Here is a 26,675-nt window from a genome sequence, read left to right on the forward strand (position 1 = left end):
CCCTTCACCATCGGAGACACCGCGATGTCCAAGTCGTCCCGCAAGTCGACCGCGCTGCTGCTGCCGCTCACGCTCCTGCCGCTGCTCGGCGGATGCGCGTCGCTAGGCCACACGCTGTCGCCCTATGCCGAGAACTTCTCGTGCAAGAACAGCGATCACGGCCAGTGCATCGCGCCTGACAAGGCCTATGCCGACGCGGTCGCCGGTCGCGCACCGCGCTCCGATCCTGCCGTCACCCGCGACAAGGCGCTGCTGGGCGAGGCACCGGTCGAACCGGCGCGGCAACGTCCCCGCAAGGTCGGCGATCCGGCTGTGGCGACGGCGTACCAAGGCTATCGCGACAGCGTCTATCGCGAGTTGCAGGGGCTGGTCGACCGCCCGGTGACGCCGATGCTGCGCCCGGGGCGCACCGTCCGCACGCTGATCCTGCCCTATGCCGACCGCGAGCGACCCGACCGGCTCTACATGCCGCGCTACGTCTATTCGGTGCTCGACGCCCCGCAATGGGTGGTCGGCGATTACCTCGTCAATCCGGTGAGCCCCGCGGCCCGCGCGCCGGTGCTGGGCCAAGTCCGCGACAAGGCCATCGACGACGCCGCACCGATGCCGGTGGCACCTGGCACGGGGGACGACAAGTGAGGGCCCCCGGCACCCGCACCGGCGGCGGGCTGACCCTTTCCGCGCTGCAACGCTCGGTGTCGCGCGACCGCTATTCGGACTTCCTGCCGCTCGTCGCGTGGGAGCCGGAGAGCGAAGCCTTCATGTGCATCGATGACGGCTGGGGCCATGCCTGGGAGTTGACCCCGTCGGCCTACATGTTCGCGCACGTCCACCAGGCGCTGGTCGGGCTGTTCAACGTCGCCTTCGCGCCCGGTACGGTGGTCCAGCTCCACGCCCTCGCCGATCCGCTGATCGACGATGCACTCGATGCCTTCCTCGACCTCAAGACCCGTCCCGACCCGCTGATCCAGGCGTCGGCCAGGCGAACCGCCGACTATCTGCGCGCCGGCACCGCCGGGCTGGCGGCGCTCAACAACATCCCGATCCGCAACTTCCGCCTGTTCCTGTCGGTCAAGACCCGCGAGTCGCTCGGTGCCGACCTGCGCCGCCAGATCGAGGAGCAACTCGCCCGGCTCGGCATCCGCCGCATGGCTCCGCAAGCGCTGGTCGCCTTCTACCGCCGCATCTTCAACGGCGTGTTCGCGCCCGCCCCCGGCGTGTTCGCCGCGGGCGATGGCGCGCGGCCGATCCGCAAGCAGATCATCGATGCCGGTCCCGACCTGCGCTTCGAGGGACCGGAGGTGTTCCTCGGCAACCAGGTCGCGCGCTGCCTGACCCCGCGCGCGCCGGCGCGGCGGATCACCGCCGAGCGCGCCAACCGGCTGCTGGGCGGGATGCGCGGCAGTAGCGAGGACAGCGACCAGATCGGCGGCCCGTTCCTGCTGACGCTCAACCTGCTGTTCGACCATTCGCAGTTCGAGATCCACAAGCGCGCGCAAATACTCTCGGCGCAGAAGGCGGCGGGCAGCTTCGCGGTCGAGGTCGGCAAGCAGGTCGAGGAGATTGGCTGGGTATTGGACGAAGCCGGCAACAGCCGCTTCGTCTCGGTCATCCCGACGATGTGGGTGTTCGGCCGGACCAGCGCTGAAGCGCGCGAGATGGCGGCGCGCGCCAAGCGGCTGTGGGAGTCGGAGCCGCTGCCGTGGATGATGCAGGAGGAGAGCTACCTCAATTCCGTCCTGCTGCCGATGAGCCTGCCGTTCGGGCTCTACCCCGAGAAGCGCACGCTCCGCCTGCTGGAGCGCGACCTGAAGGTGCCGGCGAAGGCGGCGGTGCTGATGGCGCCGGTGCAGGCCGACTTTCGCGGTGGCGGACGCCCCGCCCTGCTCTACGCGGGGCGCAAGGGCCAGCTGGTCACGCTCGACCTGTTCGATCCGCGCATCAACAACTATAACTTCATCGTCTCGGCGGAAAGCGGTGCCGGCAAGAGCTTCCTGCTCAACAATCTCTGCCAGCAATATTACGCGCAAGGCGCGCTCGTCCGCATCATCGACATCGGCGGGTCGTACCGCAAGCTCTGCACGCTCTGCTCGGGCCGCTATATCGACATCGGCGAGGAACGGCTGGTCCTCAACCCGTTCGACATGGGGTTTGCGCTCGATGGCGATGATCGCCAGTCGGCGATCGCGATGGCGGTCGCCATCGTCGCCGAGATGGCCAACGCCGCGACCCGGAAGGGCGTCTCCACTTCCGAGTGGAACCTGCTCAAGTCGGCAGTGCAGTGGACGATCGACGGCGGTCATGCCGAGGAAGGCATCGACGCGGTCCGTGCCTGGCTCGGCGCCTACCCCGAGTTCGCCAGCTCCGATCTCGACCGCGTCGACCATCTCGTGCCGGTCGCGCGCGAACTCGCCTTCAACCTGCGCGATTTCGGCTCCGACGGTGCCTATGGCCATTATTTCAACGGCCCCTCGACCTTCGACATCTCGGCGGACGAGTTCGTCGTGCTCGAACTCGAGCGGCTGAAGGGCATGCCCGACCTGTTCAACGTCATCGTCATGGTGGTGGTGAACGCGGTCACGCAGGAGCTCTACCTGTCGGCGCGCGACCGCCCGCGCTTCGTGCTGTGCGACGAAGCGGCGCAGTTCATGACCCGCAGCGACGGGCAGGACCTCAGTCGCCTCGCCGAAGCGTTCGGCCAGGGCTATCGCCGCGCGCGCAAATACCAGGGCAGCTTCGGCGTCGTCCTCCAGTCGCTGAACGACCTGCTGCTCTTCGGCGGCACCGGCCAGGTCATCCTCGAGAATGCCGCGACGCGCTTCCTTCTCCAGGGCTCGACCTATGACAAGGCGGTCGAGAACAAGATCCTCGACTATTCGGGGTTCGTTCTCGACCTGCTGAAGTCGGTCCGCAACCACAAGCCGCATTACTCCGAAGTGTTCATCGACTCACCGCTGGGTCTGGGTGTCGCGCGCCTCGTCGTCGATCCGTTCAGCTACTGGATCAACACCTCCGCCCCGAACGAGGTCGCCGCCTTCGACGCGCTGGTCCGTCTGGGCCGCTCGCCGCTCGAGGCGGTGTGCGAACTCGCCGGCGTCGATTCTGCCGAGATCCTTGGACAGCACCACCGCACTGGCGCCCGCGCGCCGGAGGCACGCTGATGTTCCGCAAACCTCACCCCGACCAGATCGCCTTCGAGTGGAGCAAGGATGCGGCAGTGGAGCGCATGATCGAGGCGCGGGTCGCGATACGCGCGGAGGTCGAGGCGATCCGCTGGCGCTTCCGGCTGATCTGCATGGAGACGGTGACGATGGGCGTGCTGGTCGCCGCGGCCGGCATCGCGCTCGACCAGCCGACCGCGCGTGTGATCCATGCTGCGATCGGCGTGTCGCTCGCCTGCCTCGCCAGCGGTTTGCTGCTGATCGCGCTGTCGGCCGGGTGCGGCCTCCTGGTCACCCGCTATCGCCGGTGGAGGGCGCGATGAACGGTCATCGTCACCGCGACCCGCTCGCGCAACTCTCCGACGACCTCGTCGCGATGGAAGCCGACATCTACGGGATCGCCGCACTCGGGCGCGAGATCGCCGTGCTGTTCGATGCCGAGCGGCGGGCAGCGCACGAGCGCCTCCTCGCCACCGTCGCCGCGGCGGCGGTATTTTCCGCCCTCTCGGCGACGTCGGCTGCGATCGGCTTCGGTCATATTGGTGCGGGCGCGCTCGTCATCGGGCTCTTCGCTGGTCTCGCCGCCGCCAGTTCGGCACTCGTCACCTGCCCGGCTCCGCCTTGTGTCAGTCAGGTACATGCCAGCCTCCGGGCATGGTGGCGGCGATGAACGGTATCCTCTCCGCTCATCCCGGCCAGGGCGCGGTGCGGCTGCTGGTCGGCGCGCAGGGGCTGTTGCTCACCCAGTCGCTGCTGCTCCTGCGCGGCAACCTGCTCGCCGCCACGGCGTGGCCGCTCGTTCTCGCGCTGACGCTGCTGGCGCTTCTGTCCACCCTCGTCGCGATCGTCGGCGACGGCAGCGATCACGATCGTCCGTGGAGGTCGCGCCATGGCCGTTGAGCCCCTCGCCATCTTGCGGATCATCGGCGTGGGCGCGCTGGCGACCACGATCGCCGCGGCGGTCCATGCCGAGACGACGACGATCGGACGCACCTGGCCGATCGCGGAGCAGGACGCACTGACCGAGATCGAAGCTCGCGTCGGTCGCCAGCCGGCGAACATCGCATCCCGCTTCGGCCCGCGCGAGCGCTGGTCGGCGATGCGAGCCGCCAGCCTCGCGCCCGCCCCGCAGTCGCGGGTGCGCAGCGTCGTGCCGTTCCATACGCTCAGCTTCGACATCCGCGGTGCCGATGGCCGCATCGTCTACCCCAAGGGCTTCACCTTCAATCCGCTCGGCTATGTGACGCTGCCGCAGCGGCTCGTCGTCGTCACCCCGCGCGATCTCGGCTGGGCACTGGCCCAGGCCAAGCCGACCGACTTCATCCTGCTCGCCGCGGGCAAGGGCGCCGATCCGATCGCGCTGTCGGAGAAGGCGCAGCGGCCGATCTTCCTGCTCGAGGCACGGGTGAAGGAGCGGCTCGGGCTGACGGTCGCGCCGGTCATCGTTCGGCAGGCCGGGCAGAAGCTCGAACTGACCGAGGTGCGGATCGATCGCATGGGGGCGGCGCGATGACCCGGCTCATCGTCGCCCTTCGCGCCGGGGCCGCAGGCATCGCGCTGTCGCTCCTCGCGCCAGCCACGCCCGCGCACGCGTCGAAGTGCGAGAGCGGCGCCTTCAACCCCATCACCAGGGTGCGCTGGACCTGCATCTTCCCGATCACCATCGGCGGGGTGAAGGTCGGTCCCTCCGATCCGCTGGGCAAGGCGCTCGACGCGCAGACCGCCGCCAGGCCGCTATGCGCCTGCCGCAAGGGCGCGACCTTCACCTTCGGGGTGAAGGTCAGCTTCTGGTCGCCCAACCGCATGGTCGACGTGGTGACCGAGCCGGGCTGCATGATGGCGCTGGGTGCCGACATCATGAACACCCACGGGCGCCTCCAGGGCAGCCAGACCAGCATCTCGGACGGGACCAACACCCGCAAGCTGTTCGCGCAGATGCACTATTACGTCGCGCCGGTCTGGAAGATGCTCGACCTGTTCACCGACCTGCCGTGTTCGCAAGATGACGGCTTCGACGTCGCGATGATGACCGAGCTGCTGCCGACCTGGCAGTCGGCGACATTGGGCGCGATCGTCCAGCCCGAGGCGGTGCTGTTCGGTAACCCGGCCGCGGGGCTCGCCTGCATGGCCGACAGCGCGGCGGCTGCGGCAGGCAAGGTCATCGACCCCTTGTTCTGGTGCATGGGATCGTGGGGCGCGACCTACCCGATCGCCGGCGACATTCATTTCGGGGACTCGGTCGAAGCCTGGGCCGGGCTCGCCGCGCGCGGCACCTTCCTGATGGGGCGGCTCGGCGCGCTGACCATCTCGTCGGAGGACGGCTGCTCGTTCCGGCCGCAGCCGATCTGGACCAAGTCACGGCTTAAGCTCCAGCTGATGGAACCCGTCAAGGGCGGCCAGTGCGTCAACATCGGCCGACCCGGATCCTTGTGGACCAGCGCCAAGCACGCGCCGGGCAAGGACAACGCCCAGTTCATGCTCTTCGAAAAGGTGATCTGCTGTGCCGGCATATTCACGCCCTGAGCGGCAATCACCCCTCACCCCCTTGCCCCCCTTCGTGCGTGTCCCGGAATTGCCCGGGCCTGCCCGCCCCAGCCATGGTGGCTGTCCGGGCACGCATGGAGCCGGGGCGGCGTCGATGATCCCCCTCATCGGCGTCGCTCCACCAGCACGGCCGGCGGCGGCGGGCACCCCCTCCCCGCTCCGCCGTCCGTCGGTCGTGCTGGCCAGCTGTGCCGTCTTCGTGCTTTCGGGTATGAATGCGAGCGCGCAAGGCATCGAGGATCGCGCGCGCACGGCGGCGAAGGCATCGCGCCAGCGCTCGGGCGACAGCGAGGCGCTCCGCCGCAACTATGTGACGCCCGGCCTCGCCGGTCAGCCGGTCGCGACCGTCGACGAGCGCACCCGCTTCACCCCCGAGATCGCCTGCAAGCGCTCGGCGACGATGCTCGAGATAATGGTCCAGCCAGGTGCGACCGGGGACATCGGTCGGCTCACCGTGTCGCGCGACGTCGACCTCGATGGTCGCTTCGATACCAGCTTCACCGCACCGATGCCGGTGTCGGGCATCTGCGCCAACGGCGTCGTCGCCTGCCAGCCCGGCACGTGGAACGCCTGCCGCAGCTATCGCTGGGATATCGCCGCTGGCGGCGCGGTGAAGCTGACCGAGGTCGATCTAACACGGCTGGCAGGCTGCTACTGCATCAACGCCAGCTGTGGCGCCAACCTCGTCATGGGCAATCTTCCGTCGGTGCTGAAGGACCTTGGGGGCGGCGTGGTCGGCGCGCTGACCAGCGTCGATCCGCGCATCGGCGTCGCCGAGGCCAGCATTGACGGGCCAGTCATCCGCTACACCGGCGCGGTCACCACAGCCTGCGCCGCATCGCCCGGCCTCGCCGCCACTACCTATCGCGCCAACCCGGCGACGATTCAGCCCGATGCATTCGTGCTATCGCGGACGAATTCGGTCTTCCAGTCGCTTGCCGGCTCGGCGACGGGGCGTGGCAAGGTCGAGCAGACCCGCGCTTGCACGGTCGAGCGCGAGGTGCGCGTCGCCGAGGTGAGCGCCGACGACATCATCGCGAGGATTGCTGGCGCGTACGCGACGCTCGCGCCCACACCTGACACGCGCCTGTTCCAGCTCGGATCGCCGACAGACGACAGCCTCAGGGGCGGTAGCTGTCGCCTATTCGACTTCCGCATGACCCTGCGCGTCGGCGATGTCGATCGCCTGCGTTCGGTCAGGCTCTCGCGCTATTTCATGGACGACTGGATGCAGTTGCGCATCGACGGTCGGCTGGTGCTGTCCGATCCCGCGAACTGGACCGGCAGCGGCAATCCGCCGGGCAAATGCGAGCGCGGCAGGACATGGCGCAGCGCGCCCGATGTCGACCTGACACCGTATATGACGCGGGGCGATCACGAGATCTGGCTGCGCATCGCGGTCGGCGGCGAAGGCGAGGCGTTCGCCGAGATCGCCGCGACGCTCGATCTGACCTGCCGGTCGACCGAACGGGTGGTCGATCTGTGCGCAGGCTATGCCGCTGATAAGGCCTGCCGCCTCACCGACGAGCGCGTCGATGACATCGCGACGGTTCGCGGCAGCGTCGTGACCGGCCTGCGGGCGCTGCCGCAGACGCGCAGCTTTGGATCAGGGGCCTGTTCGCTCGGCCTGACGCGCGACTTCTTCCTGAAGGATCGCCGCTACAGCTGCATCAGCGATAGCGGCGTGACGCCCGAGCCGGATATGAGCCGCGCCGCCTATATCATCGACCGCTCGACCGAGACGATGCTCGCCGATCGCACGCGCGCCAGCAACGGCAGCACCACCGCCTCGACCCGCGTCTTCGGCCTACCGCCACGCGCATCGGTGCCGGCGTGTGAAACGCTGTGCAAGACCCGCGCGCCCGTCGTGAACACCGCCGCCGTGCCGGACGGCGTCATCGGCAGTCGCCAGACTGATCCGACCGGCTGGCAGACCTTCTATCATGCCTGCACGACGGAGAATGTCTGTCCCGCCGGTCCGGGCGAGACGATCGTCTCGCCGTGCGGCTGCCTCGACGACTTCCCCGAAGCCGCGGTGATGATGCAGACCGTGCGCCTCGGCGGCGCCGACCTCGTCTGCACGAGTGCGCCGCGATGAACCGCTGGCTGCTCCCGCATCGGCTGGCGCTGGCATCGCTGACCGGCTTCACCGCCGTGCTCGCCTGCTCACCCGTCCACGCGCAGATCTGCGCCGCCGACCGCAACGGCGATGGCGATGCATCGGGCGAAGGCGAGACCTCCATCTGCGATGCGATGGCAGGCGGTGGTGCGCAGTGTCCAATCGACCGTGTCGCCTGCGTCGCGGACGCGGCCGGCACCTATGCCTGCCCGCTCGGTGTCCAGTTCGCCTGCGCCGCGCCGACGGTCGGCGCGACGCCGACCTGCTCGCCGCATGCCTGCACGCTCCCGGGCACACCCGGCGGCGGCGTCGAGACCGAGCCGGTGGTCGACGATCCAGGCACGCCGGCGAACGGACCGGTCGATGCCGCGGGCAACTGCACCGGCACCATCGAGATCTTCTCCGGCCGCGCGGTGCGCTGCCGCACCGCCGGGCTCTCCACGACCTTCACCAACTGCTGCAAGGACAAGGGCAGGATCGTGAAGGACGGGAGCGGCTCGGCGCTGTCCTCGGCCGGCGCGACGGTGGCGGTCGCGAAGGGCGTCTTCACCGGCATGAAGGCCGCCTACACCGCGTTTCAGGCCGGGGCGACGGCGGCACAGGCCGCCTCGACCGGCGCCCGCGCGCTCATCATAGGCATCGACCCGACCAGCCTCGCGATCAGCGTCGCGATCAACCTGATGGTCGAGGTGCTGCTCCAGGGCTGCGACAGCCAAGACATGGAGGTGGGCATGCTCAAGGGGTCGGGCATGTGCCACGAGGTCGGCGAGTACTGCACCTCGAAGATCTTGGGTTTCTGTGTCCAGAAGGCACGCGGCCAGTGCTGCTTCAACACCAGGCTCGGCCGCATCATCCAGGAACAGGGGCGACCGCAACTCAAGTCCTTCGCCGGCCTCGGCTGGGGGACGCCGAAGAAGCCCTTCTGCCGCGGCTTCACCGCGGAGGAGTTCCAGGCACTCGACTTCAGCCGGATGGACCTCTCCGAATATTACACCGAGATCGAAGCCCGCTCGCAAGGCTCGATCCAGTCCAACATGAAGGAGCGGATCAATGCGTACTCCCGCACGATGGGCAAGTAGCGTGCTGCTGCTCGCCGGCAGCGCCGCCGCGCAGGTTCCGCCTGCCCCGCCACAGGACGCGCGGCCGCGCGTCTCGGATGAAGGCGCCGCGGCGATGGAACGCCTGCGGGCGGCGACGGCGCGGCGCACGGCCGAGGCTGGCAGGACGCCGACGCTGCCCTCCGCACCTGATGCCGCCAGCCAGCGCCGCGCAATCGACGCCATGCGGCGGCGTCAGGCATCGCCGCGAATGGACGATCGTGCCCGCGCCGGCCTGACGAAGGGCCGTGAGGCGCTGGTCAGCCAGCGGGACGCGATGGCGAAGCGGCTCGGCCAGGCGCTCGGGCTCGATGCGCCCGACATGGCCGCGGTCGCAGGCGTCGTGGCACCCGGCGGGACCGGCTGGGTACCGGTGCTGTTCGTCTCCTCCTCGATGCCGGTCACCATGCTGCGCACCTATGCCGGCCAGCTCGAACGCGTCGGCGGCGTCCTTGCCTTCCGCGGCATGCCGGGCGGCATGACCCGCGTCGCGCCGATGGCGAAGCTATCGGCGGAGATCCTGCGCCGCGACGCCGGTTGTTCGGGTCCGTCCTGTGCGATGCGCGCCGTGCAGGTGATCGTCGATCCGCTCGTCTTCCGCCAGCACGGCATCGCCCGCGTGCCCGCGCTGGCGATGATCCCCGGCGATCCGACCCGCCCCTATTGCGAGCGCGAGGAGGGCAGCCCGCGAGGCACCCATGTCGTCTACGGCGACGCCACGCTCTCCGGCCTGCTCGATGAATATGCCCGTCTGGGCGGAACACAGGAGGTTCGCGATGCTCGTCGCCGTCTGGAAAGCCGGTAAGGCGCTCTGGCCCGAGGTGAAGCTGCTGCCCTTGCGCGCCGCCGTCGCGCTCGGCAGCGCCGGATTGGGCGAGCCGCCCCGCCCCGATCGGTTGCGGAAGGGCTTGGGCATAGTCCTGCCGGTCGGCCTCGCCGCGTGGTGGGCAATCCCGCAGGTCACCTGGGTGATGAGCCCGTCGATCGACGCCTGGGCGGTACGCGCGGCACCGGGTCCGATCGCACGCGGCGATCTAGTCTCCTTCCGTCTGTCGCACCCGATCGCGGGTCCGAAGCCGGTGAACGTCACCAAATATGCGCTCTGCTTTCCCGGCGACCGGATCAGCATGGTAGAGAACCCATCGCTGACCGGCGGCGCGATGGACGGTTGGTATTATTGCAACGGCCGGCTGCTCGGCGTCAGCAAGGCACGCGCGTACGGCGGCCGCCGGCTGGATCACTGGCGTCCGTCGAATGGTCGCATCCTGCCCGGCACCATCTATGTCGGCTCCGCCCATGAGAGCGGGTTCGACAGCCGTTATTACGGGCCGGTGGCCATTGATCGGCTGACCCGGATGGAGCGGGTGCTGTGAGCCGCGCGATCGAGATCGCGGCGGCAACGCTCGCAGTGCTCGCTTCCGGCAACGCCTCGGCGCAAGCGAGCGCGACCGGCGGTCAGCGCGGCTATTGGTGGTATCAGGCACCACCAAAGCCGGCGGAAAAGGTCGAACCGGACGAGCTGGTCAAGCCGGTCATCCCGCCGATGGCGGAGCTGGCGACCTGGACCCCGCCCAAAATCCGCAAGCTGATCGAGGCGCAGCGCGACTATGCCGCGACCGTGCTGACGGTCGATGCGGTCGCCGACTTCTGGAAACTCCAGGACTTCGCGCGCCGCAAGGCGCGTGCCTTCGCCGGCGTCACTCAGGTCGCGATGCTCCAGCATCCCGAACTGAACGCCCGCAGCGCCAACCCGATGGTCGGCGAGGCGCGCGACCGGATGGGCGTGATGAAGGAGGCGACCCGGCTCGCCTACCTCCGCGCCCATGCCGGCCAGTTCGCACTCGTCATGTTCTCGCGCTCGTCCTGCGGATACTGCCGCGTCCAGTGGCCGATCATCGAGCGGCTCCGCGAGGAGACCGGCTGGCAGGTCACGCTGATGGACCTCGACCGCCGCCCCGACCTGGGCGCGCGGTTCGGGGTCTCGGTCACCCCGACGACGATGGTGATCCGCCGCGGGTCAGCCCAGCGGATGGTGATCGCGACCGGCGTCGAAGCCTATCCCGGCCTTTCCCAGACCGCCTATCAGGCGGTCAAGCTGCTCACCGGCGACATCCGCCCGCAGCAGTTCCTGACCGGTGCGGGCGAGGAAGGCGGCTTCTTCGACGCGCTCGCCAACGGCCCGGTCAGCGCTAGTGGCGGCGTGGACGAAGCCTCTGCCGCAGCGCCGGAGGGCCGCGAGCCATGAGCGTGCGCTTCACCCTGATTGCGCTCGCCCTCGGCACGGCGGTGTCCGCATCGGCACAGGTGCCACAGCGGGACGTCGCGCGCCGCGCCGCGATCCACCCGGTCGCGACCGTTCCCGACATGCGGGCATGGCTCGCCCGCGTGCCGGTGACCCGCGCGTTCCCGCCCGACTTCGCCGCCTCGCTACGCGCACAGGCTCCGCTGTTCACGATCGAGATGACCACCGCCCCCGGCTGCGTCCCGTGCGCCGACGCATGGACCAGACTCGCCGCCTTTCGCGCGCGTTACGGCTGGCAGGTCCGCGTGCTCGGTCGCGATGAGGCGCTGCTGCGCTCCGGGCGGCTGGGCCTCCCCTGGGTCGGGCATCCCGTCATCTGGGTGCGCCCTATCGCCGATCCGACCCGCATCGTGCCGATCGCGGTCGGCACCGACCATGATGCCAACATCGCGCGTAACGCCTGGCTGGCGGCGCGGATGCTCACCGGCCTGCCGCCGCAGACGGGCTTGCGCGCCATGGCCAAGTTCACCGGGATCGTCGGTGCGGGAGGGGCACGATGACCGCTAGGGTGTCAGTGTCGATCCAGCAGCGATCGGCAGGCCTGCACGAGCGGCATGACCTCGATTCCTTCCCCCAACGGATAGGCTTCGGTACCCGGATAGATGACGATACGACGCTCCGACGCCAGATCGGCGCAGGCATGATGAAAGCCGCGCTCGACCCTGGGCGCGGTGCTACGCTTGACCTCGAACGCCCAGATGCGACCACCCGGCAAGGTCAGCAGCAGATCGATCTCGGCGCCGGCCGCCGTGCGATAGAAGTTCGGCCGCGTCCCCTCCGGTGCGGTCGCGATCAGGCTTTCGATCACGAAGCCTTCCCAACTCGCCCCGGCCACCGGATGGCCGAGGATGTCATCGGGTGTCGCAAGCCCGAGCAGCGTATGGACCAGCCCGCTGTCGCGGACATAGACGCGCGGCGACTTGACCAGCCGTTTGCCCGTATTGCTGTGCCAAGGCTCGAGCCGGCGCACGAGCAGCAGGTCGACGAGCAGATCGAGATAGGCAGCTACGGTCTTGGCATCGACGCCGAGCGCCCGCGCGAATTCGGCGGCGTTGAGCAGCCCGGACTGATGATGCGCCAGCATCGTCCAGAAGCGCCGCAGCGTCTCCGCGGCGATCCGCGGTCCCAGCATCGGCACGTCGCGCTCGAGATAGGTGCGGATGAAGTCCTGTCGCCAGCGCTGGCTCGCGCGTTCGTCGGATGCCAGATAGCTGTCCGGGAAGCCGCCCCGCGCCCACAGCCGCCCGGTCTCCGTCATCGGCACCTCGCCCGCATCGAGGGGATGCATCTCGAGATAGCTGATCCGGCCTGCCAGACTTTCGCCGGATTGACGCAGCAGATCGATCGAGGCCGACCCCAGCAACAGGAACCGACCGGTCCGAAGTCCCTTGCGGCGCCCGCGATCGATCAGGCCGCGCAACGTCTGGAACAGCCCCGGCAGGCGATGCACCTCGTCGAGGATGACGAGCCGGTCCTCGTGGCCGGCGAGATAATGCTCGGGATCGGCGAGGCGGGCGCGATCGGCTTCGGATTCGAGATCGAGATACAGCGAGGGACGAGCCTCCGCGATCTCGAGCGCCAGCGTTGTCTTGCCGACCTGGCGCGGTCCCAGCAGCGCGACGGCCGGCACCTGGTCGAGCCGATCGACGAGTTCGGTATTGATACGTCGCTCGATCATCATCGCATTTACGGAATATCGCTCCCGATTTGCAAGGTTAATTGCAGTCGTCGACTGACCGTAGTTCCCATCCTTTCTTACTACGATCTCCCATGAGGATCATCAGCATGTCGCCCCGTATCGCCTATTTGAGCGCCACCGCCTGCACCGTCCTCCTGTCATGCGGCGTCACGGCGCCCGCCCATGCGCAGAGCTGGGCGGAAAGCTGGTTCGACAACGTCACCTACACGCAACCGGGCAGCTTCGAGGACCAGGCGCGCGGCTATGTCACCGCCAGCGGCATGTCGGGCCACGTCGACGTCCATGACGATTATCTGATGTCGCTCACCCTGCCCAAGGTGAAGGCGGGCTGCGGCGGCATCGACATGTTCCTCGGCGGCATGTCGTTCCTCGATCCCGATTATCTCGTGCAGAAGCTCGAGACGATCCTCCAGGCCGCCCCCGCGGTCGCCTTCCAGTATCTGCTCGAGACGCTCGACGAGAAGATGGGCAACATCATCTCGAAGATGGAAGCCGCGACCAATTACCTGAACTCGATTCAGGTCAACGACTGCCGCCTCGCCAACCGCATGGTCCAGATCGCCAGGGGCGACGACAACATGTCGGGCGTGGTCGAGGAGATGACCGGCTACAAGTCGGTGCGTCAGGGCTTCGCGAAGAGCTGGCAGCAGAGCCGCGAGAAGATTCAGGCCAACCGCGGCAATCCGACCGAGGATCTGAAGGACGCGCTCGCCAACTGCCCGCGCGAGGTCACCGACATCTTCCGCACCGGCTCGCTGCTCGCGCATGCCGCCGCGCGCGTCGGTGCCGGAGACTGGGCAGGCGTGATGCGCGCGCGGGTCGGCGACGTCTATATGCGCTGGTCCGACACCGACAAGGTGCCGGTATTCGCCGCCATACCGGCCTGCCCGCGCCAGGACGGTGAGTCTGCCGACGATTTCCTGACCGGACGCGTCCAGCGCCGCGCGCTCAACATTCCCGCCACTGCGGGCGACTGCGCGCGCGACGGCTCGGGCCGCGGCGCGCTCGTCCTCGCCCGCGACCGGATGCAGGCGATCGCAACCAAAATCCGCACGAAGGCCGCGCTGACCACCGAAGAACGCCAGTTCGTCGCCAATGTCCGCACCCTGCCGATCTACCGGATGCTCGAATGGGGTGTCCGTGAAGGCGTGACCGACTCCGTCATCGGCGACACCGACGAACTCGTTGCGCTGACGCTGGCCTATCAGATGCTCAACGACCTGACCCGGACGATCGACTTCGCGTTGTCGAACGCCGAGCGCGGCGCCGACGCCGCCGGCGCGGTCGATGCCGCCAGCCCGAACCTTTGCCAGACCCGCATCCTGACCAAGGGGATGGAACAGCTGCGCGGACTTCGCGACGAGGTGCTGCGCCAGCGCGCGCAGATGCGCCAAAGCTACGTCGCAGCGCTCGGTGCCACCAACCTCTCGGCCAACTATGCCGGTCTCGTCCGCCAGCGCGACCGCGACGCGCGCGACGCGGCCGGCGCCGACGCACGGCGCTGATCCCCATGAACGCCAGCTTCCATACCTGGGACGGGTTCGCCGAGACGATCGACGCCTTCCGGCTCGTCTCGATGATCTTCGCCGATCCGCGCTATATGACGCTCGTCCTCATCGTCGGGGTCGTCGGAATCGCACTCGGTGCGGTCATCGCCAGCGTCCGCGGACAGGGCATGGGCCTCGTCGCCTACGGCTTCCAGATGCTGGTCGGGATCGGGCTGTTCGTCGGGCTGATCGCCACCACCGGCACCGTCCATGTCTACGACCGGGTCCGCAACGCCTATCAGCCGGTCGGCAACGTCCCCAATCTGATCGTGCTGGTGGCGGGCGCCACCAACCTCATGGAGCGCGCGCTGGCCGAGACGATCGACGACAACACGCTCGATCCGAACGCCAAGCTCGAAATGGGCGCGGGCGGGAATAGCTTCGACCTGTTCCTCAACGCCGTCTCGCCGACAGGGCCGATGACCGACAGCTTCCTCGACACGACCATCCGCGACTATGCGCGGCGCTGCTACCCGGTCGCGCGGGTGTCGCCCGCCTATGGGATCGACGACGACACGCTGTTCCGCACCACCACCGACCTGCCCGCCGCCTTTGCCGCGATGGCGGGACCGGCGACCTTCTCGACGATCTACACCGCGGCCGAGAAGGGCGGACGGACGGTCAGTTGCACCGAGGCGTGGGAGCATATCTCCAGCCGCCTCGCCGATCCGGCGCTGTTCGACGACTACACCCGCCAGATCTGCCAGCGCACCGGCTATGCGATCGCCGACGCCGGCCAGCTCGCCCGCTGCCGCCAGCGGCTCGGCCAGATGGGCGGCATGATGATGGGAACCCCACTGTCCTTGCAGGGCTTCCTGACCGACGTGCTGCTCGGCCGCACCGTCGGCGACGTGCTGTTCGAGGACAGTCCCGCCGCGGCGGCGCGGACGATGGCCAATCGTGCGATGATCTCGAACGGCCTCGCCACCATGTCGGTCGCCAACGAGTGGATGCCGACGATCCGTGCCACCGTCTTCGCGATCATGCTGTTCATGGTCCCGATCGCGATGCTGTTCATCCTGACCCCGATCAACCTGCGCGTCGCGACCTTTGCGCTCGGGCTCTTCGTGTTCGTCGCGCTGTGGGGTGTGATCGATGCCGGCATCTACCAGCTGACGCTCGGTCGCGCGATGGCGGCGCTTGCCGAGATGCGATCGAACCATCTCGGCGCCAATGCCTGGATACTCGCGCCCTCGGCAGCGATGAAGGCGCTGGCAGTGTTCGGCAGCTTCCGTACCGCGGCCGCGGGCCTGGCCGGGGCATTCGTGTTCACCGTCTTCCGCTTCTCGGGCAACGTGTTCACCGCGCTCACCAGCGGCTCGCTCCAGGCGCAGGCGCAGGGCTCGGCCGCCGCGGCCGGCGTCGGTACGCGCGAGGGCTATGCCTCGGCGCTGGAGGCACAGGCGTCTGCCGGCGGCACCTTCTCGCGCAAGGCGACGGTATCGAGCTTCGGCGACTTCGGCGAGCGCTCGACGTTCGGCGCGACGCGGGCGTTCGGGGCCGCCGATACGGTACTCGGCGAACATGGCGGCGGTATGCCCGGCATGGCGGCGATCGGGATGGGCGGGCTCGATAGCGCGCGCGAACTGGGCGGCCTCTCCCCTGCCCTGCGCGGTCGCGATCCGAACGACCCGGCAGTGGCACAGGCGATCCGCGCCAATGCCGCCACCACCGCGATCCACAATTTCGCCGAGAAGGATGCACTGCGAACTCTCGGCACCAGCTACTTCGGTCAGGGCCAACAAGGGGAACGCGCGTTCGCCGCCTTCGCGCAGGGAATGACGCAGTGGAAGGCGTTCGGCGACAACCGTGCCTATGACATGATGCGGCAAGGTGCCGAGCGGCACTTCCAGCGGGCCGGCTATTCGCCGGAGGATGCCGCGCTGAAAGCCTCGACCGTGATCGCGCAGGCATCTGCCGATCCGACGTTCGCCAAGCTCTCCGCCAACGCCTTCGATCAGGAGGCGATGCTCCGGAATGACCTGACCGGCGCCGAGGTCAACGTCGGCGCGATGGAAGGCCGGCGCGACCAGGCGGGCGGGCATGTCACCGCGACCGAGCGCGGCAATGTCGCGACCGAGCAGGCATGGCGGACCGGCGGCAATGCCGGGCATCGCCGCGCCGCCGCGATGCTGGGGTTGCCTGTCGAGGAAACCTCGCGGCGGATCGGGTTCATCACCGCCCTGTCAGGCGAGGCGCGTGCGTCAGCGATTGGGCAGCTCGGCCGAGCGACCGGGCGCAACGAGGCGCAGGTGCTGAAGGCGCTCGAAACCTATACCGCCGCGACTCAGGTCGGCACCGCTGACGGCGCCACCGCGGAGACAGCGCGTGAAGGTACCAGCATCTATGCCCGTACCCGTCAGACCGCCGGTTACGACGTCGCCGAACGCGCCGGCAAGCTCGATGCGCAGCGCGAAGTCGGTCACGATGGTACCCGCTCGGCGGCGCGCATCGGTGAGCAGCGGCGGCAGGCGGACAATGCCGGTTTCGCCGAAGGTGCGGAGGTCGCCGGCGTCTCGGTGCGCGAGGCGTCGCGGCTCGACAGCTTCATTCAGGCACTGACCCGCACGTCCGGCAATCAGGTCGATATGGCGGAAGGCGGCGCGGCGAGCATTGCCGATCGCGCCCGCAACGACCGGTTGACCCGCATCGTCGATGGTGAGCGGCTGACCCGCATGCAGGGTTTGCTCCACGAGAACGGGATCGACCTGTCGAAGCGGCAGATCGCGATGGACCAAAACGGCGACCTCAGCCTCAATCTGACCCCGCAGACCGCCGCGGCGATGTGGAAGGCCGGACTGATCAACGGGAGCCAGCTCGGCGCGGTGGCGAACGGCGGTCACGCCCGCTTCAGCTTCGCCCACAACGACCTGCTGGTGTCGAGCAGCACCGGCTATTCGCGCTCGGCTCGGAACGACACCAGCACGCGATTCGAGGCGGGCAAGCAGGCCGGGCCGGATACGATCGAACATTTCCTCGGCGGCGGCGCGGAAGGCCATGCCGCGATGGCCAACTGGCTGCGCGGCGGGTTCGAGATGGACCGCAAGGGCGACTGGCGGCTCAAGCCGCAGGTCGCCGATACGATCCAGCGCGATGTGCAGGCGGTGATGGCGCAAACTGGATGGTCAAGGAATATCGCCAGGAACGCGGAAGACAGCGCGTTCATGGGAACGGACATCAACGCGAATATTTCTGCTGGCGCAGTCAGAGGCGCCGGGGGCAGCAAGGCTGGCGGCAATTCGATGACGGGCGGTGCAGAAGGACGAATTGGTTTCACCAGTGCCGATCGTGGTGGGACGAGAGAGAACGCTGGATCTACGCTCGACATTGTTAATTATGATGTTCGAGAGGCTATCGCCGGAGCAGAACGAGCGGCGGCCAGATCCGGGCGCCCAGAGGAGGCATTCATAACGGAACTGAGCCATCGGACCCTTGGTGAAAATGGCCTGCGGAACCGATATCTCGAGCAAGCTGATTCAGCGCGTGCCACATTCGATTTGACAGCGCCACTAACGTCAATCGAACAGTCGTCGTTGTTGGATCGTGGTCGGTTCTCGAACGATTTACCCAACAGTTTATCTGATGGCGACCCAGCGTTCAAAAGTAGGCGCGATAAATAGGCTAGTTTTCCGCTTCATTGGTCCCAATATCTTGGTGACCGCGGATCCAGTGGATCAGCCATGGGATCAAGAAAGCCGCCAACCGACCGTTCAGGTTGCTGCCTCGACGGATCTGGTGCGGTCAGCACCCAGTCCCCTTTGTCTAGCTTGGCTCGAATATATCCGATGCTGAGGATCATCAGGATGACCGGCGGGTAAAACGCAACGTTGAGGCAGCCCGAAAACGCCGTCGAGTAGAAATCGCTCAGTGATCGGACATAATGCGATGTCACCATCCCAGACCAGTATAGACCGGCCCCGAACCACCATAGTCTGGCATGGAGAGGACGCCATAACCAATTTCGCGCGCGAAGTTTCACCTCAACTGTTGGTACAGTCTCTGGTTGATCGGCGTTAGCACGTGTAACGGTGTCCATGAAACGCACCTCTTGCTACTCTATTTGTAGCACATTTGTGCAGAGCAAGAAAGCGTCATCGGGATCGATGGCTGACGCCTCTCACCGATAGCTCCGTCCTCCTTTCCTTCCCACAAATGTCAGCTCGGTCATCAAGCGCTTTCCTACCGTGGGGACCGTCGTAGCTTTGGCCGGGTATCTACCTTAATGCACGATGCGTGGTCCGCCACCGACAGGTTATTTGTAGCTCTATATCGCCAGCCTTGAGACGCCTCAGAATCAAGCGTGCGGTCGTCAGATCAGGACGTTCGTCGAGCGAGAGGCTTTTGATCATTGGCAAATGCCGCCCAAGCGCTGACCACTCGGACCAGCTGCATATCCCAACTCCTGCCGCGTTGCTTTCGCGATCCTGTAGCGCGCGAGTTGCGCCGGATCGTCACCGACTTCGACGATCCAGGCCGGTACCTTGCCCGATGGTGTGTCCACGTCCTCACTACCGGCAACCCGTGCGGTGAAGGTGCCGAAGCCTTTGTCGTACTGCCAGAAAGGAACGGCGTAGGTGCCGCCCTCCTTTAGCGGCAGCGCGGCGAAGGTAAGCCCCCACAGGTTGCCGTCCCAGGTTGGGCCCGTCAGCGCCACGCTCAACGGTGTCGAGCCTGTGACCGTCTCCTTGGTCCCGCTGATGCCATGCGCGCCATATTTGATGCTGATCCGGTGCCAGCCTTTTTCGGTGCGTTCCCGCCCGCGCTGGCTATCCATTCTGATTGGCAATAGCGTCTTGCGATCAACGACGAAATGATCCCGCATGTCGAAGGCGCCGTTGCTGAGCTTCTGATGCACGACGACATCCCACACCTGCTTCCCACCGACGCGCGACGCCGTGATCGTCTGCAACGTCGAGCCGATCGTCCTGTCGCCGGCGACGATCGCGTAGCAGGTCGAACCGGCCTGAAGGCGAGCGCCTTCCATTCTTGGCGTCGCCGCACCCGTGGTGGCGAGCGCAGCGACCATGACCAACGTCTTCATCAAGCTTCCTTCCAGTGAGATGAGCCGGCGCGGGCCTTCCGCCACCCTGCCAGTAGCGGGATCGCAGCCAACTCGATCGCCAGCGCCGCGAACTGTATCGCGCTGCCGCGAGCATTCGGGATGGCGGTGGCAATGATATGGACGATCAGTACGGCGATGATCGTCGCCACCAACCACAGGATCGCGGCCCTGCGCCATCGTCCATCAAGCAGGAACCAGGCGACAGCCAGATGCGCCGAGCCGAGCAAGAGCAGCAGAACCGTCAACGCCGGGGTTGCCGTGACATAGGCATCGGCCAAAATCCGGCCCCGCGCACCACTGGCCATCAGCATGGCATAATAGTGGTCGAAACCGGACAGCATGAACCTGGCGCCGGAGAAGGCGCAGCCAAGATGGAAGGTGGCGATCGGCACGATCAGCCCGAGTACAAGGGCGTGGCTCACCACCGCAATCCGCCCTTCGGCGTGGTGAGGCAGCCGCCGCCATGCCGCGATCAGGCACCCGCAGGCAAAGCCGAGCGCCTTGCCATCACGCCGAGCCAGATCGAACTCCGCCGACATCGCCTGCCCCCATTCGCTGCCGTCGCGTGGCAGGCAACGCAGAGCCAGCGTCATCACAAGCTCCGCGGCACCGGCCGTCATGCGAACGACAACCCGCACGCAGTGCCGGCTTGTGGCACGATCGAACTGGCAAGAGCGACGCCGGTCGCGGTCAGCCGATAGGCGTGGCGCGCCGGTCGCCCGAGCCGGGCCGGTTCCTGCCATTCGGCCTCGACCAAGCCTTGTTCGGTCATACGCATAAACAAAGGGTAGAGCGTGCCCGACGACAGGCCGGTGTCCTTCATCAAGTCATAGCCATGCCGCCACGCCAGCGGCTCCGTCATCAGAGCGGCGAGGAGCGAAAGCATCTGCCCGGAGGGCCGGCGTTTGCGGGTCATCCGTTTAATACGCCATATGTAGATTTTTAAGTCAACGTGTACCCACGCAGTCGCACCGGCTCTCACGCAGTCATCGCGAACGGGCTTCAAGATAGCGGCTGCCTTCCCAATCAACCATCCTTGTAGAAATGCCGCGGCCGTTTCGAAAGATATTGTAAAGTCTGAAAACTCCCTCGTGTTTAGGTTCGAAAGAACGCCGCAGCGACAAGTAGCAGAAAGCATGGGTAGCATGGGTAGCATGTGACTTGTTGACCCGCGTGAGCGGTGATCAAGAAAGAGTCCGCTTTTGCCATAGCGGGTACGCAGATAGTAACGACGATCACAACGTTTGGCACTGCGGCCATCCTTTCCATTGGATGCGCTATCGCAATATTAAGGCCTCGCTAAGTTCGAGAGCGTAAAGATGCTGCATTGGTGGTGACATTTCTTAAGTAAAGTTCGAAGAACGCAGGCATATCGCTTGCAAAACGACACGACCCTATAAGTTTTGGCATTCCTTCATAATGAAGGAAATTCTCCTTTACCAATCCGCCAAGACTCGCCACTCATAGTTGGCCAAGATATTTCGGCCTTATTCGAGCCGAAAAGGTGGCCTTCGTCTCGTCGCGTGGGCGGCGCACCGGCGATGATCATAGTCCGTCCAGAAGCGGAGTGATACAATGAAGAAGATCTCCATCGTGAAGGTCCAGGAGCTCAAGACCACTACCGTCGCCGCATACCCAATCTGGGTCTGCTGGCCCTACTAAGCCGTGTAGAGCGGACGCCTCCTAGGGAAAGCTGGGGAGCGTCCGCTTGAATACGTCGGCTCTGATGCAGTTGTGAATTCGAGCGCGCTTTCACTTATTCGGGAGTAAATGATGTCTGGTGGCATTGCTGTGACCGCGCTTGGTATTTTCGCGCTTCTTCATACACACGTCTTTCCCGAGGCCCCGCCGATGTCGCATTCCGAAGCGGCTTCGACGAGTGTCGATGCAGAATTGGTTGCGGTAATCGAGGCGGCCGTTCAGGCCCAGGCCCGGTTTGATCCAAAAGCACTCGCCGATGTGCTTACGCCTGATTACGTTGAAGTTTCTCCCGTGGGGGAAGTGGACCGTCGAGAGGCGGTACTTGGCTTCTACGATCCAGCCAATCGTCGACCAGCACCAGTCGTTACCGTGACCGAGCCTGTCATGCATCGTGACGGATCGACCGGGATCGTCATCGTGCGACTCGCGTTCTCGCCCTCCGACCAGGCAACGCCGCGCCCGCCCATGTTGATGCGTGCTTCCTACGTCATGCGGCGCGTGTCCGCCAAATGGATGATCGCCAGCGCGCAGTTCACACCGATCCGGATGGCTGGTCGATGACAGATTCGCCCGTGAAGGGCGATGCACGATACGAGGTCATTCCGCTGACCGTGCAACCTGAAGGCGACGCCTTCATGGTCGGAAGTCCACAACTCGGCGCGTTCTACCAGTTTCCTCCGGAAGCCGTAAGCCTGATCGACCGTCTTCGGGACGGTGCCACGCCCGACGACATCCGTCGAGAACTGAGCGCCGGCAGGGATGTCGAGGAGTTCGACGTCGTCGACTTCGTCGCCACTCTCGAGGAGATCGGGTTCGTGCGTCCGTTGGGCGCGCCGAGTCCGACGAACGCGGTCTCGCGCCCACCCCGCACGATAAGCTTCTCAGTCACGCCCCGAACAGCGGCACTCTTCTTCTCCCGGCCCGCCGCAGTGGCCTACGTCCTGCTCGCCGTCACCGCAGCGGCATGCGCCGTCCGGTTTCCGGTGGCGCGCCTGCACACGGACGCCTTCTTCATTGAGGACCACCTTGCAGCTACGCTGGTGCTTCTGCTCGCGTTGTCCTCGGCCGCGACCGGCCTCCACGAACTCGGCCATCTACTCGCGGCAGCTCGTAGAGGAGTGACCAGCCATCTAGGCATTGGAACCCGTCTCTGGAATGTCGTGTTCGAGGCAGACCTATCCGGCATCTTCTCGCTTCCGCGCGAGCAGCGCTACCTCCCCCTCGCGGCAGGCATGATCGTCGACCTGCTCGTGGCGTCGGCCGTAACGATCCTGATCACGACGTTGCACCTAATGGGCGCTCCGCACTTCCCCATCGCGCTTCTGCAGGCACTCGTCCTCCAGATCGCCGTCACCGTCGCTTGGCAGTTCAACTTGTTTCTTCGAACGGACGTGTATTTCCTGCTCTCGAACTGGTCGGGGCACCCGAACCTGGATGGTGCGGCGAGGGAGTACATCGCGGCCACGATTCACTCACTCACCGCCAGTCGCTTCGGCTATCCCCAGGACACCGCCACGCCGCCACGCTTTCTCAGAATGGTCAGGAGCTTCGTGTCTCTCTGGATCGTCGGTCGGGTGCTCTCGTTGGCCACGCTGCTATTCGTGGTGCTGCCTACGCTGGCGCGCTACGCGGAAAGGGCTTGGCGCACGATCCACGATCCGGCGGCACCTGCCGGACGCGGCCTCGATGCGGCGCTCTTCGCTGGCATCTCGGCCCTGCTGGTCGCTTTAGGTCTTCTGCTTTGGCTCCTTCCGAAGTTCAAAGGTCGAGGATCGAGGATCTCAAGATGATAGGCACGTCACATCCTTCAGAACTGGTGCAAAAGTTCGTTCTCGACATGCGCTTCGAGCGCGGTGGCGCTTGGGCCGGAGTCGAGGATCTCATTGAGCGAGCGTACCTCGACCTAAAATCCTTGGGCGCAGCGCAGGTCATCGACCGCCACGCCTATGAACTGCACTTCGTGCTGCGGCGTCATCGGGACGCGGTTCCGCTGAAATACGCTTCGCTCACCGACGTTGCGAGCGGTATGGAGAAGACCCGCAACTACCCGGTGGACCGGGCCTACCGAATCGTCCACGGCCTCGTGGATCTCGTTCTGACGTGGCGATCGCTCACCCGCGCGAATGCGGAGGTGGTGGTCGTTCCGGTCGCTTCGGACGCCGCGCAGCACCTCGCGCGCCGGTTCGTCGCTGAACTAGCGCAGCGCGGGCCGACGGCGGGCGTCCGCATCGAACATCCTGACGGCGCCATCGCTCGCGCGCTTACACCGATCGACATCAATGCAGCGGCAGAGATAGCTAATGGTGGGCCGGAGCACCTCCTCGACATGAACCTAATCGAGGAGCACCATCCCGGGCTCATCGCCTATCACCTGGGGCGCGAGGACGAGACGGCGGCCGCACGGGTCGCATTGCGCGCACTCTGCCTCTACAATCACTTTGGCTATTATCACGAGTCCGGCAGCTTCGCCGACCGCGTCATTGCGCATCTCGACGAACTCGCCGGCGAGGACCAAGAAGCCCGATGGAATTACGTCGGCAACATCTTCCAGGGCCTCGTGATGACAGACAGGCTGGAAGAGGCGCGTAGCCTTGTGGAGGATGCCACCGCTCCCAAACTGTCTCGGCCGGACCTCCGGGCCAAGATGCACTACCTCCTGGGCATGGTACACCTGCGCTACTCGGCTCAGAAGGACGTCGGTCGCGCGGAGGAGCACCTTCTCGCAGCACGCGGCGACATCTCCGCCGCCCGCGACCTCATGAGACCAGCGGACCACGCATTCTATTCCGTGTTTATAGAAAACGGGCTCGCGTTTCTGCGCGTCAGACAGGGACGGCCGCGCGACGCGATCGATCTGTGCCGATCGGGCTTTGAGCTGCTCGATCGTGTGCTCGCCGACGATGAGCACCGGCTTCACCGATCCGTACTGCTGTACAACACCGCTCAAGTCTACGCGATGCTCGGGGAGTTGGAGGAGGCACTGCACTTCTACGACTTGAGCATCGAAATGGATCCATATTACTCGGAGTACCACAACGAGAGCGGAAACCTCCTGCTTCGGGCGGAGCAACCGGGGGCGGCGCTGGAGCGCTATGCGGAAGCAATTCGGTACAGTGCGCCATATCCAGAGGTGTTCCACAACATGGGCGTCTGTCTCGCGCGCATGGGCAAGCTCGAGGAGGCACGCGAGGCGTTCGACCGGAGCTTGGAACTTGATCCGGACCAAGTCGACGTTCTTCTTATGCGAGCGGAGGTCCTCGACTCGCTTGGGGCGGCCGAGCAGCAGCTTCGTGATCTGGACGCCGCCCTTCTGCTCGATCCCGATCGTACGGAAGCGAGGGTCAATCGCGCCGTAGCGCTGTACGACCGACAGCAGTACGATCTCGCGCTCGCGGACATGGACCGAGCCATCGAGATAGCCCCGACACAGCCGGACCTCTATGTCAGCAGGTCAGAGGTGCACCGCGCTATGGGACGGAGCGACCTGCTGGCACAGGACTTGGAAAGGGCCGGCGCCCTCCGGGCCGCGTAAAGACGTTCTTAGTTCAGCCTTCCGCACAAAATTCCTGACAGTCCCACGATCGAGACAAGGCGAACATGATGTGCGGCTTGTCTCGATTGGACTGGTGTGGAATGGTGAGTTCGCGGGCAGGCCGATTGGAATCGGTTTGCAAGAATGGATCACGATCGTATCCTGCGGCTGAGCGCGGTCTTATGGAAGACCGGCCTGCCGAAGTCAGGTCTCTACCGTCTCATCAAGGAAGGCCGCTTCCCGAAGCAGGTGGCGCTGACCCCGCGCTCCGTCGGGTGGCGGGAGTCGGAGGTCGAGCGCTGGATCGCCGACCCTGCCCATTATGGCAGGGACCGACGGACGGGCACCTCCGCCTGTGCCGCCAGTTCGACCGCGACCGTCGCGTCCGATTGATCACGATCGTTGGCCGCGTGGGGTGGTGCGATCAGTCCGCTGATCATGTCCGCCCAGCGTTGCAGCATCCGCCGGCGAGGGCTGAGATAGAGCGCGCTGTTGTAGGCGCCCCTGACCTCGTCCTCGTCGCTGTGCGCAAGTGCCATCTCGACCCAGTCAGGTCGATAGATCTCGGCCTCGTTCGCCCAGGTCGACGCGATGCCGCGGAAGCCGTGGACGGTCTGCTTGCCGCGATAGCCCATCCGGTAGCAGCCGTAGATCATCGTATTCTGCGACAGTGGCTTGTTCGGCTTTTCCCCGGCGAACACGAAATCGGACGTTTTGTATACGCGCAGATCGGCGATCAGTGCGACCGCCTGCCGGGGTAGCGGTACGAGATGCTCCCGGTCCATCTTCATCCGCTCGGCCGGCACCCGCCAGAGCGGATCGCCCCGATCGAGGTTCTCGAATTCGTCCCATCGCGCAAGCCGCGTCTCGCCGGTGCGCGCCCAGGTCAGGAGCGTGAACAGCAGCGCCGCCCGAGTGATCGCCCGGCGGCGAGGATTCTCCTCACCGTCATAGCCGTCGATCGCACGCACCAAAGCTGGCAGTTCCTGAAAGCCGACGCGGGCCATATGCTTGACGCGCGGCTTGGGCTTCAAGGCATCGCCCAGGCTGGCGGCAGGGTCGTGCACCGCCCAACCATTGGGAATGGCGAAGCGGTAGATCTGGTTGACGTGCTGCTTCAGGCGCCGGCTGACATCGAGCGCACCACGGGCCTCGGCCTTGCGGACCATCGCCAGCACGTCCGCCGGTGTGACGTCGCCGATCTTCTTGCGCCCGAGCGCCGGGAACGCGTCGCGTTCGAGGCGGGCCATCAGCCGCTCGGCATGTCCGGGATCGAGGGTGTCCAAGCGCAATGCGTGCCATTCGCGCGCGACCGCTTCGAACGTCATCGCCGACGCCGGGGCATCCTCTCTCGCCCCCGGATCCTTCCCCTCGTCCAGCAGTGCCTTCGCCTTCGTACGTTCAACGCGCGCATCGGCAAGGCTGAGATCGGGATAGCTGCCGAACGACAGCATCTTCTCTCTGCCCTCGAACCGATATTTCATCCGCCACAGCTTCGAGCCGTTCGGACGAATGAGAACATATAGTCCGCCGCCATCGGCGAGTTTGTAATCGCGATCCCGCTTGGTCGCGTACTTCACTTCGAGTTCCTTGAGGGCCATTGGGGGTACCACTCCTTTCGCACCCCCACGATACCCCCTCCGGCACCCCCAAAAGCAAATCGACGTGCGGGGTCGTCGGGGTGCGCGCTGGCACCTCGCGGGACAGGCTGATCCCACGTAACCAATTGGCAACAGGCACAAAAAAAGCGCCCCGGGACTAACCGGGACGCTCTGGGAAATCTGTGTTGGTTGCGGGGACAGGATTTGAACCTGTGACCTTCAGGTTATGAGCCTGACGAGCTACCGGGCTGCTCCACCCCGCGTCACCTGGGGCGCCCGTATGTGGGCGCGAGGGTGTTGAGACATGTGA

General features: G+C 66.1%; 24 protein-coding genes and 1 tRNA gene. 19 read left to right on the plus strand and 6 right to left on the minus strand.

The genetic code is table 11. The features are described 5' to 3' along the window. The first annotated feature begins 24 nt into the window (after positions 1–24). From QLH51_RS13065 to QLH51_RS13125, 13 genes are all read left to right on the plus strand, one after another. Entirely contained in the window at positions 25–639 is a 615-nt protein-coding gene (locus tag QLH51_RS13065) for a TraV family lipoprotein (protein ID WP_125659860.1), read from the plus strand. Then, positions 636–3,161, plus strand: a complete 2,526-nt coding sequence (locus QLH51_RS13070) for a TraC family protein (protein WP_206429142.1) — start codon at positions 636–638, stop codon at positions 3,159–3,161. The genes QLH51_RS13065 and QLH51_RS13070 overlap by 4 nt, the downstream gene beginning before the upstream one ends. Beyond that, entirely contained in the window at positions 3,161–3,484 is a 324-nt protein-coding gene (locus QLH51_RS13075; RefSeq protein WP_125659853.1) for a hypothetical protein, read from the plus strand. Before QLH51_RS13070 ends, QLH51_RS13075 begins: the two co-directional genes overlap by 1 nt. After that, on the plus strand, positions 3,481–3,831 hold the full coding sequence (locus QLH51_RS13080) for a hypothetical protein (protein WP_125659850.1): 351 nt from the start codon (positions 3,481–3,483) through the stop codon (positions 3,829–3,831). The genes QLH51_RS13075 and QLH51_RS13080 overlap by 4 nt, the downstream gene beginning before the upstream one ends. Next, positions 3,828–4,061 (plus strand): hypothetical protein, encoded by a 234-nt coding sequence (locus tag QLH51_RS13085; RefSeq protein WP_125659847.1) that lies wholly within the window; start codon positions 3,828–3,830, stop codon positions 4,059–4,061. The genes QLH51_RS13080 and QLH51_RS13085 overlap by 4 nt, the downstream gene beginning before the upstream one ends. Then, positions 4,051–4,674 (plus strand): conjugal transfer protein TraW, encoded by a 624-nt coding sequence (locus QLH51_RS13090; RefSeq protein ID WP_125659845.1) that lies wholly within the window; start codon positions 4,051–4,053, stop codon positions 4,672–4,674. Before QLH51_RS13085 ends, QLH51_RS13090 begins: the two co-directional genes overlap by 11 nt. Then, the gene (locus QLH51_RS13095; RefSeq protein ID WP_125659842.1) at positions 4,671–5,684 is read left to right on the plus strand and encodes a TraU family protein; all 1,014 of its coding nucleotides are present in this window, start codon (positions 4,671–4,673) and stop codon (positions 5,682–5,684) included. Before QLH51_RS13090 ends, QLH51_RS13095 begins: the two co-directional genes overlap by 4 nt. Positions 5,685–5,916: 232 nt before the next feature. Further along, a complete protein-coding gene (locus QLH51_RS13100; RefSeq protein ID WP_125659982.1) occupies positions 5,917–7,803 on the plus strand; it encodes a hypothetical protein in 1,887 nt (628 codons plus the stop codon). Beyond that, complete coding sequence (gene traN / locus QLH51_RS13105; RefSeq protein WP_125659839.1) at positions 7,800–8,903, plus strand: conjugal transfer protein TraN; 1,104 nt, start codon at positions 7,800–7,802, stop codon at positions 8,901–8,903. Before QLH51_RS13100 ends, traN begins: the two co-directional genes overlap by 4 nt. Beyond that, the gene (locus QLH51_RS13110) at positions 8,875–9,726 is read left to right on the plus strand and encodes a type-F conjugative transfer system pilin assembly protein TrbC (RefSeq protein WP_206429140.1); all 852 of its coding nucleotides are present in this window, start codon (positions 8,875–8,877) and stop codon (positions 9,724–9,726) included. The genes traN and QLH51_RS13110 overlap by 29 nt, the downstream gene beginning before the upstream one ends. Further along, entirely contained in the window at positions 9,698–10,294 is a 597-nt protein-coding gene (locus QLH51_RS13115) for a S26 family signal peptidase (protein WP_125659836.1), read from the plus strand. The genes QLH51_RS13110 and QLH51_RS13115 overlap by 29 nt, the downstream gene beginning before the upstream one ends. After that, a complete protein-coding gene (locus tag QLH51_RS13120; RefSeq protein WP_206429139.1) occupies positions 10,291–11,166 on the plus strand; it encodes a conjugal transfer protein TraF in 876 nt (291 codons plus the stop codon). The genes QLH51_RS13115 and QLH51_RS13120 overlap by 4 nt, the downstream gene beginning before the upstream one ends. Then, positions 11,163–11,723 carry a hypothetical protein gene (locus QLH51_RS13125; protein ID WP_125659833.1) on the plus strand — a complete coding sequence of 187 codons (561 nt, stop codon included), beginning with the start codon at positions 11,163–11,165 and terminating at the stop codon, positions 11,721–11,723. Before QLH51_RS13120 ends, QLH51_RS13125 begins: the two co-directional genes overlap by 4 nt. An 11-nt stretch (positions 11,724–11,734) precedes the next feature. On the opposite strand, the gene QLH51_RS13130 is transcribed toward QLH51_RS13125, so the two are convergent. Continuing rightward, the gene (locus QLH51_RS13130) at positions 11,735–12,901 is read right to left on the minus strand and encodes an ATP-binding protein (RefSeq protein ID WP_125659830.1); all 1,167 of its coding nucleotides are present in this window, start codon (positions 12,899–12,901) and stop codon (positions 11,735–11,737) included. A 107-nt stretch (positions 12,902–13,008) separates the two neighbouring features. Between QLH51_RS13130 and QLH51_RS13135 the strand changes: the two genes are divergently transcribed. Together QLH51_RS13135 and QLH51_RS13140 are read left to right on the plus strand one after the other, a co-directional pair. Then, complete coding sequence (locus tag QLH51_RS13135) at positions 13,009–14,427, plus strand: conjugal transfer protein TraH (protein ID WP_125659973.1); 1,419 nt, start codon at positions 13,009–13,011, stop codon at positions 14,425–14,427. A gap of 5 nt (positions 14,428–14,432) precedes the next feature. Next, positions 14,433–18,089, plus strand: a complete 3,657-nt coding sequence (locus tag QLH51_RS13140) for a conjugal transfer protein TraG N-terminal domain-containing protein (RefSeq protein ID WP_125659827.1) — start codon at positions 14,433–14,435, stop codon at positions 18,087–18,089. A gap of 725 nt (positions 18,090–18,814) precedes the next feature. Here the strand turns inward: QLH51_RS13140 and QLH51_RS13145 are convergent. Genes QLH51_RS13145 through QLH51_RS13155 form a run of 3 tightly spaced genes read right to left on the minus strand, consistent with a single transcriptional unit; the run spans position 18,815 to position 20,447 of the window. Beyond that, positions 18,815–19,510 (minus strand): DUF3108 domain-containing protein, encoded by a 696-nt coding sequence (locus QLH51_RS13145; protein WP_125659824.1) that lies wholly within the window; start codon positions 19,508–19,510, stop codon positions 18,815–18,817. Further along, a complete protein-coding gene (locus QLH51_RS13150; RefSeq protein WP_125659822.1) occupies positions 19,510–20,124 on the minus strand; it encodes a hypothetical protein in 615 nt (204 codons plus the stop codon). The genes QLH51_RS13145 and QLH51_RS13150 overlap by 1 nt, the downstream gene beginning before the upstream one ends. Positions 20,125–20,147: 23 nt before the next feature. Next, on the minus strand, positions 20,148–20,447 hold the full coding sequence (locus QLH51_RS13155) for a helix-turn-helix transcriptional regulator (RefSeq protein ID WP_206429138.1): 300 nt from the start codon (positions 20,445–20,447) through the stop codon (positions 20,148–20,150). Between the two features lie 854 nt (positions 20,448–21,301). Here QLH51_RS13155 and QLH51_RS13160 point away from each other — a divergent pair. From QLH51_RS13160 to QLH51_RS13175, 4 genes are all read left to right on the plus strand, one after another. Next, positions 21,302–21,793, plus strand: a complete 492-nt coding sequence (locus tag QLH51_RS13160) for a nuclear transport factor 2 family protein (protein ID WP_125659819.1) — start codon at positions 21,302–21,304, stop codon at positions 21,791–21,793. Continuing rightward, positions 21,790–23,022 (plus strand): hypothetical protein, encoded by a 1,233-nt coding sequence (locus QLH51_RS13165; protein WP_125659816.1) that lies wholly within the window; start codon positions 21,790–21,792, stop codon positions 23,020–23,022. The genes QLH51_RS13160 and QLH51_RS13165 overlap by 4 nt, the downstream gene beginning before the upstream one ends. Next, entirely contained in the window at positions 23,019–24,764 is a 1,746-nt protein-coding gene (locus tag QLH51_RS13170; protein ID WP_125659813.1) for a tetratricopeptide repeat protein, read from the plus strand. The genes QLH51_RS13165 and QLH51_RS13170 overlap by 4 nt, the downstream gene beginning before the upstream one ends. Before the next feature lie 144 nt (positions 24,765–24,908). After that, positions 24,909–25,157, plus strand: coding sequence for an AlpA family transcriptional regulator (locus QLH51_RS13175; protein WP_125659810.1), 249 nt, complete (start codon positions 24,909–24,911; stop codon positions 25,155–25,157). Here QLH51_RS13175 and QLH51_RS13180 read toward each other — a convergent pair. Then, positions 25,085–26,365, minus strand: coding sequence for a tyrosine-type recombinase/integrase (locus QLH51_RS13180; RefSeq protein ID WP_125659807.1), 1,281 nt, complete (start codon positions 26,363–26,365; stop codon positions 25,085–25,087). The genes QLH51_RS13175 and QLH51_RS13180 overlap by 73 nt on opposite strands. A 186-nt stretch (positions 26,366–26,551) precedes the next feature. Continuing rightward, positions 26,552–26,628, minus strand: a tRNA-Met gene (locus QLH51_RS13185). Between the last annotated feature and the right edge of the window lie 47 nt (positions 26,629–26,675).

This window comes from Sphingomonas sp. 2R-10 (genome assembly GCF_030062225.1).
In the GTDB taxonomy this organism is placed as follows: domain Bacteria; phylum Pseudomonadota; class Alphaproteobacteria; order Sphingomonadales; family Sphingomonadaceae; genus Sphingomonas.

Bases quoted from the DNA above. Each gene is read 5' to 3' on its own strand.
- QLH51_RS13065 (WP_125659860.1), top strand. From the start codon at position 25: ATGTCCAAGTCGTCCCGCAAGTCGACCGCGCTGCTGCTGCCGCTCACG.
- QLH51_RS13075 (WP_125659853.1), top strand. From the start codon at position 3,161: ATGTTCCGCAAACCTCACCCCGACCAGATCGCCTTCGAGTGGAGCAAG.
- QLH51_RS13080 (WP_125659850.1), top strand. From the start codon at position 3,481: ATGAACGGTCATCGTCACCGCGACCCGCTCGCGCAACTCTCCGACGAC.
- QLH51_RS13085 (WP_125659847.1), top strand. From the start codon at position 3,828: ATGAACGGTATCCTCTCCGCTCATCCCGGCCAGGGCGCGGTGCGGCTG.
- QLH51_RS13090 (WP_125659845.1), top strand. From the start codon at position 4,051: ATGGCCGTTGAGCCCCTCGCCATCTTGCGGATCATCGGCGTGGGCGCG.
- QLH51_RS13095 (WP_125659842.1), top strand. From the start codon at position 4,671: ATGACCCGGCTCATCGTCGCCCTTCGCGCCGGGGCCGCAGGCATCGCG.
- QLH51_RS13100 (WP_125659982.1), top strand. From the start codon at position 5,917: ATGAATGCGAGCGCGCAAGGCATCGAGGATCGCGCGCGCACGGCGGCG.
- traN (WP_125659839.1), top strand. From the start codon at position 7,800: ATGAACCGCTGGCTGCTCCCGCATCGGCTGGCGCTGGCATCGCTGACC.
- QLH51_RS13110 (WP_206429140.1), top strand. From the start codon at position 8,875: ATGCGTACTCCCGCACGATGGGCAAGTAGCGTGCTGCTGCTCGCCGGC.
- QLH51_RS13115 (WP_125659836.1), top strand. From the start codon at position 9,698: ATGCTCGTCGCCGTCTGGAAAGCCGGTAAGGCGCTCTGGCCCGAGGTG.
- QLH51_RS13125 (WP_125659833.1), top strand. From the start codon at position 11,163: ATGAGCGTGCGCTTCACCCTGATTGCGCTCGCCCTCGGCACGGCGGTG.
- QLH51_RS13130 (WP_125659830.1), bottom strand. From the start codon at position 12,901: ATGATCGAGCGACGTATCAATACCGAACTCGTCGATCGGCTCGACCAG.
- QLH51_RS13135 (WP_125659973.1), top strand. From the start codon at position 13,009: ATGTCGCCCCGTATCGCCTATTTGAGCGCCACCGCCTGCACCGTCCTC.
- QLH51_RS13140 (WP_125659827.1), top strand. From the start codon at position 14,433: ATGAACGCCAGCTTCCATACCTGGGACGGGTTCGCCGAGACGATCGAC.
- QLH51_RS13145 (WP_125659824.1), bottom strand. From the start codon at position 19,510: ATGAAGACGTTGGTCATGGTCGCTGCGCTCGCCACCACGGGTGCGGCG.
- QLH51_RS13150 (WP_125659822.1), bottom strand. From the start codon at position 20,124: ATGACGCTGGCTCTGCGTTGCCTGCCACGCGACGGCAGCGAATGGGGG.
- QLH51_RS13155 (WP_206429138.1), bottom strand. From the start codon at position 20,447: ATGACCCGCAAACGCCGGCCCTCCGGGCAGATGCTTTCGCTCCTCGCC.
- QLH51_RS13160 (WP_125659819.1), top strand. From the start codon at position 21,302: ATGATGTCTGGTGGCATTGCTGTGACCGCGCTTGGTATTTTCGCGCTT.
- QLH51_RS13165 (WP_125659816.1), top strand. From the start codon at position 21,790: ATGACAGATTCGCCCGTGAAGGGCGATGCACGATACGAGGTCATTCCG.
- QLH51_RS13170 (WP_125659813.1), top strand. From the start codon at position 23,019: ATGATAGGCACGTCACATCCTTCAGAACTGGTGCAAAAGTTCGTTCTC.
- QLH51_RS13175 (WP_125659810.1), top strand. From the start codon at position 24,909: ATGGATCACGATCGTATCCTGCGGCTGAGCGCGGTCTTATGGAAGACC.
- QLH51_RS13180 (WP_125659807.1), bottom strand. From the start codon at position 26,365: ATGGCCCTCAAGGAACTCGAAGTGAAGTACGCGACCAAGCGGGATCGC.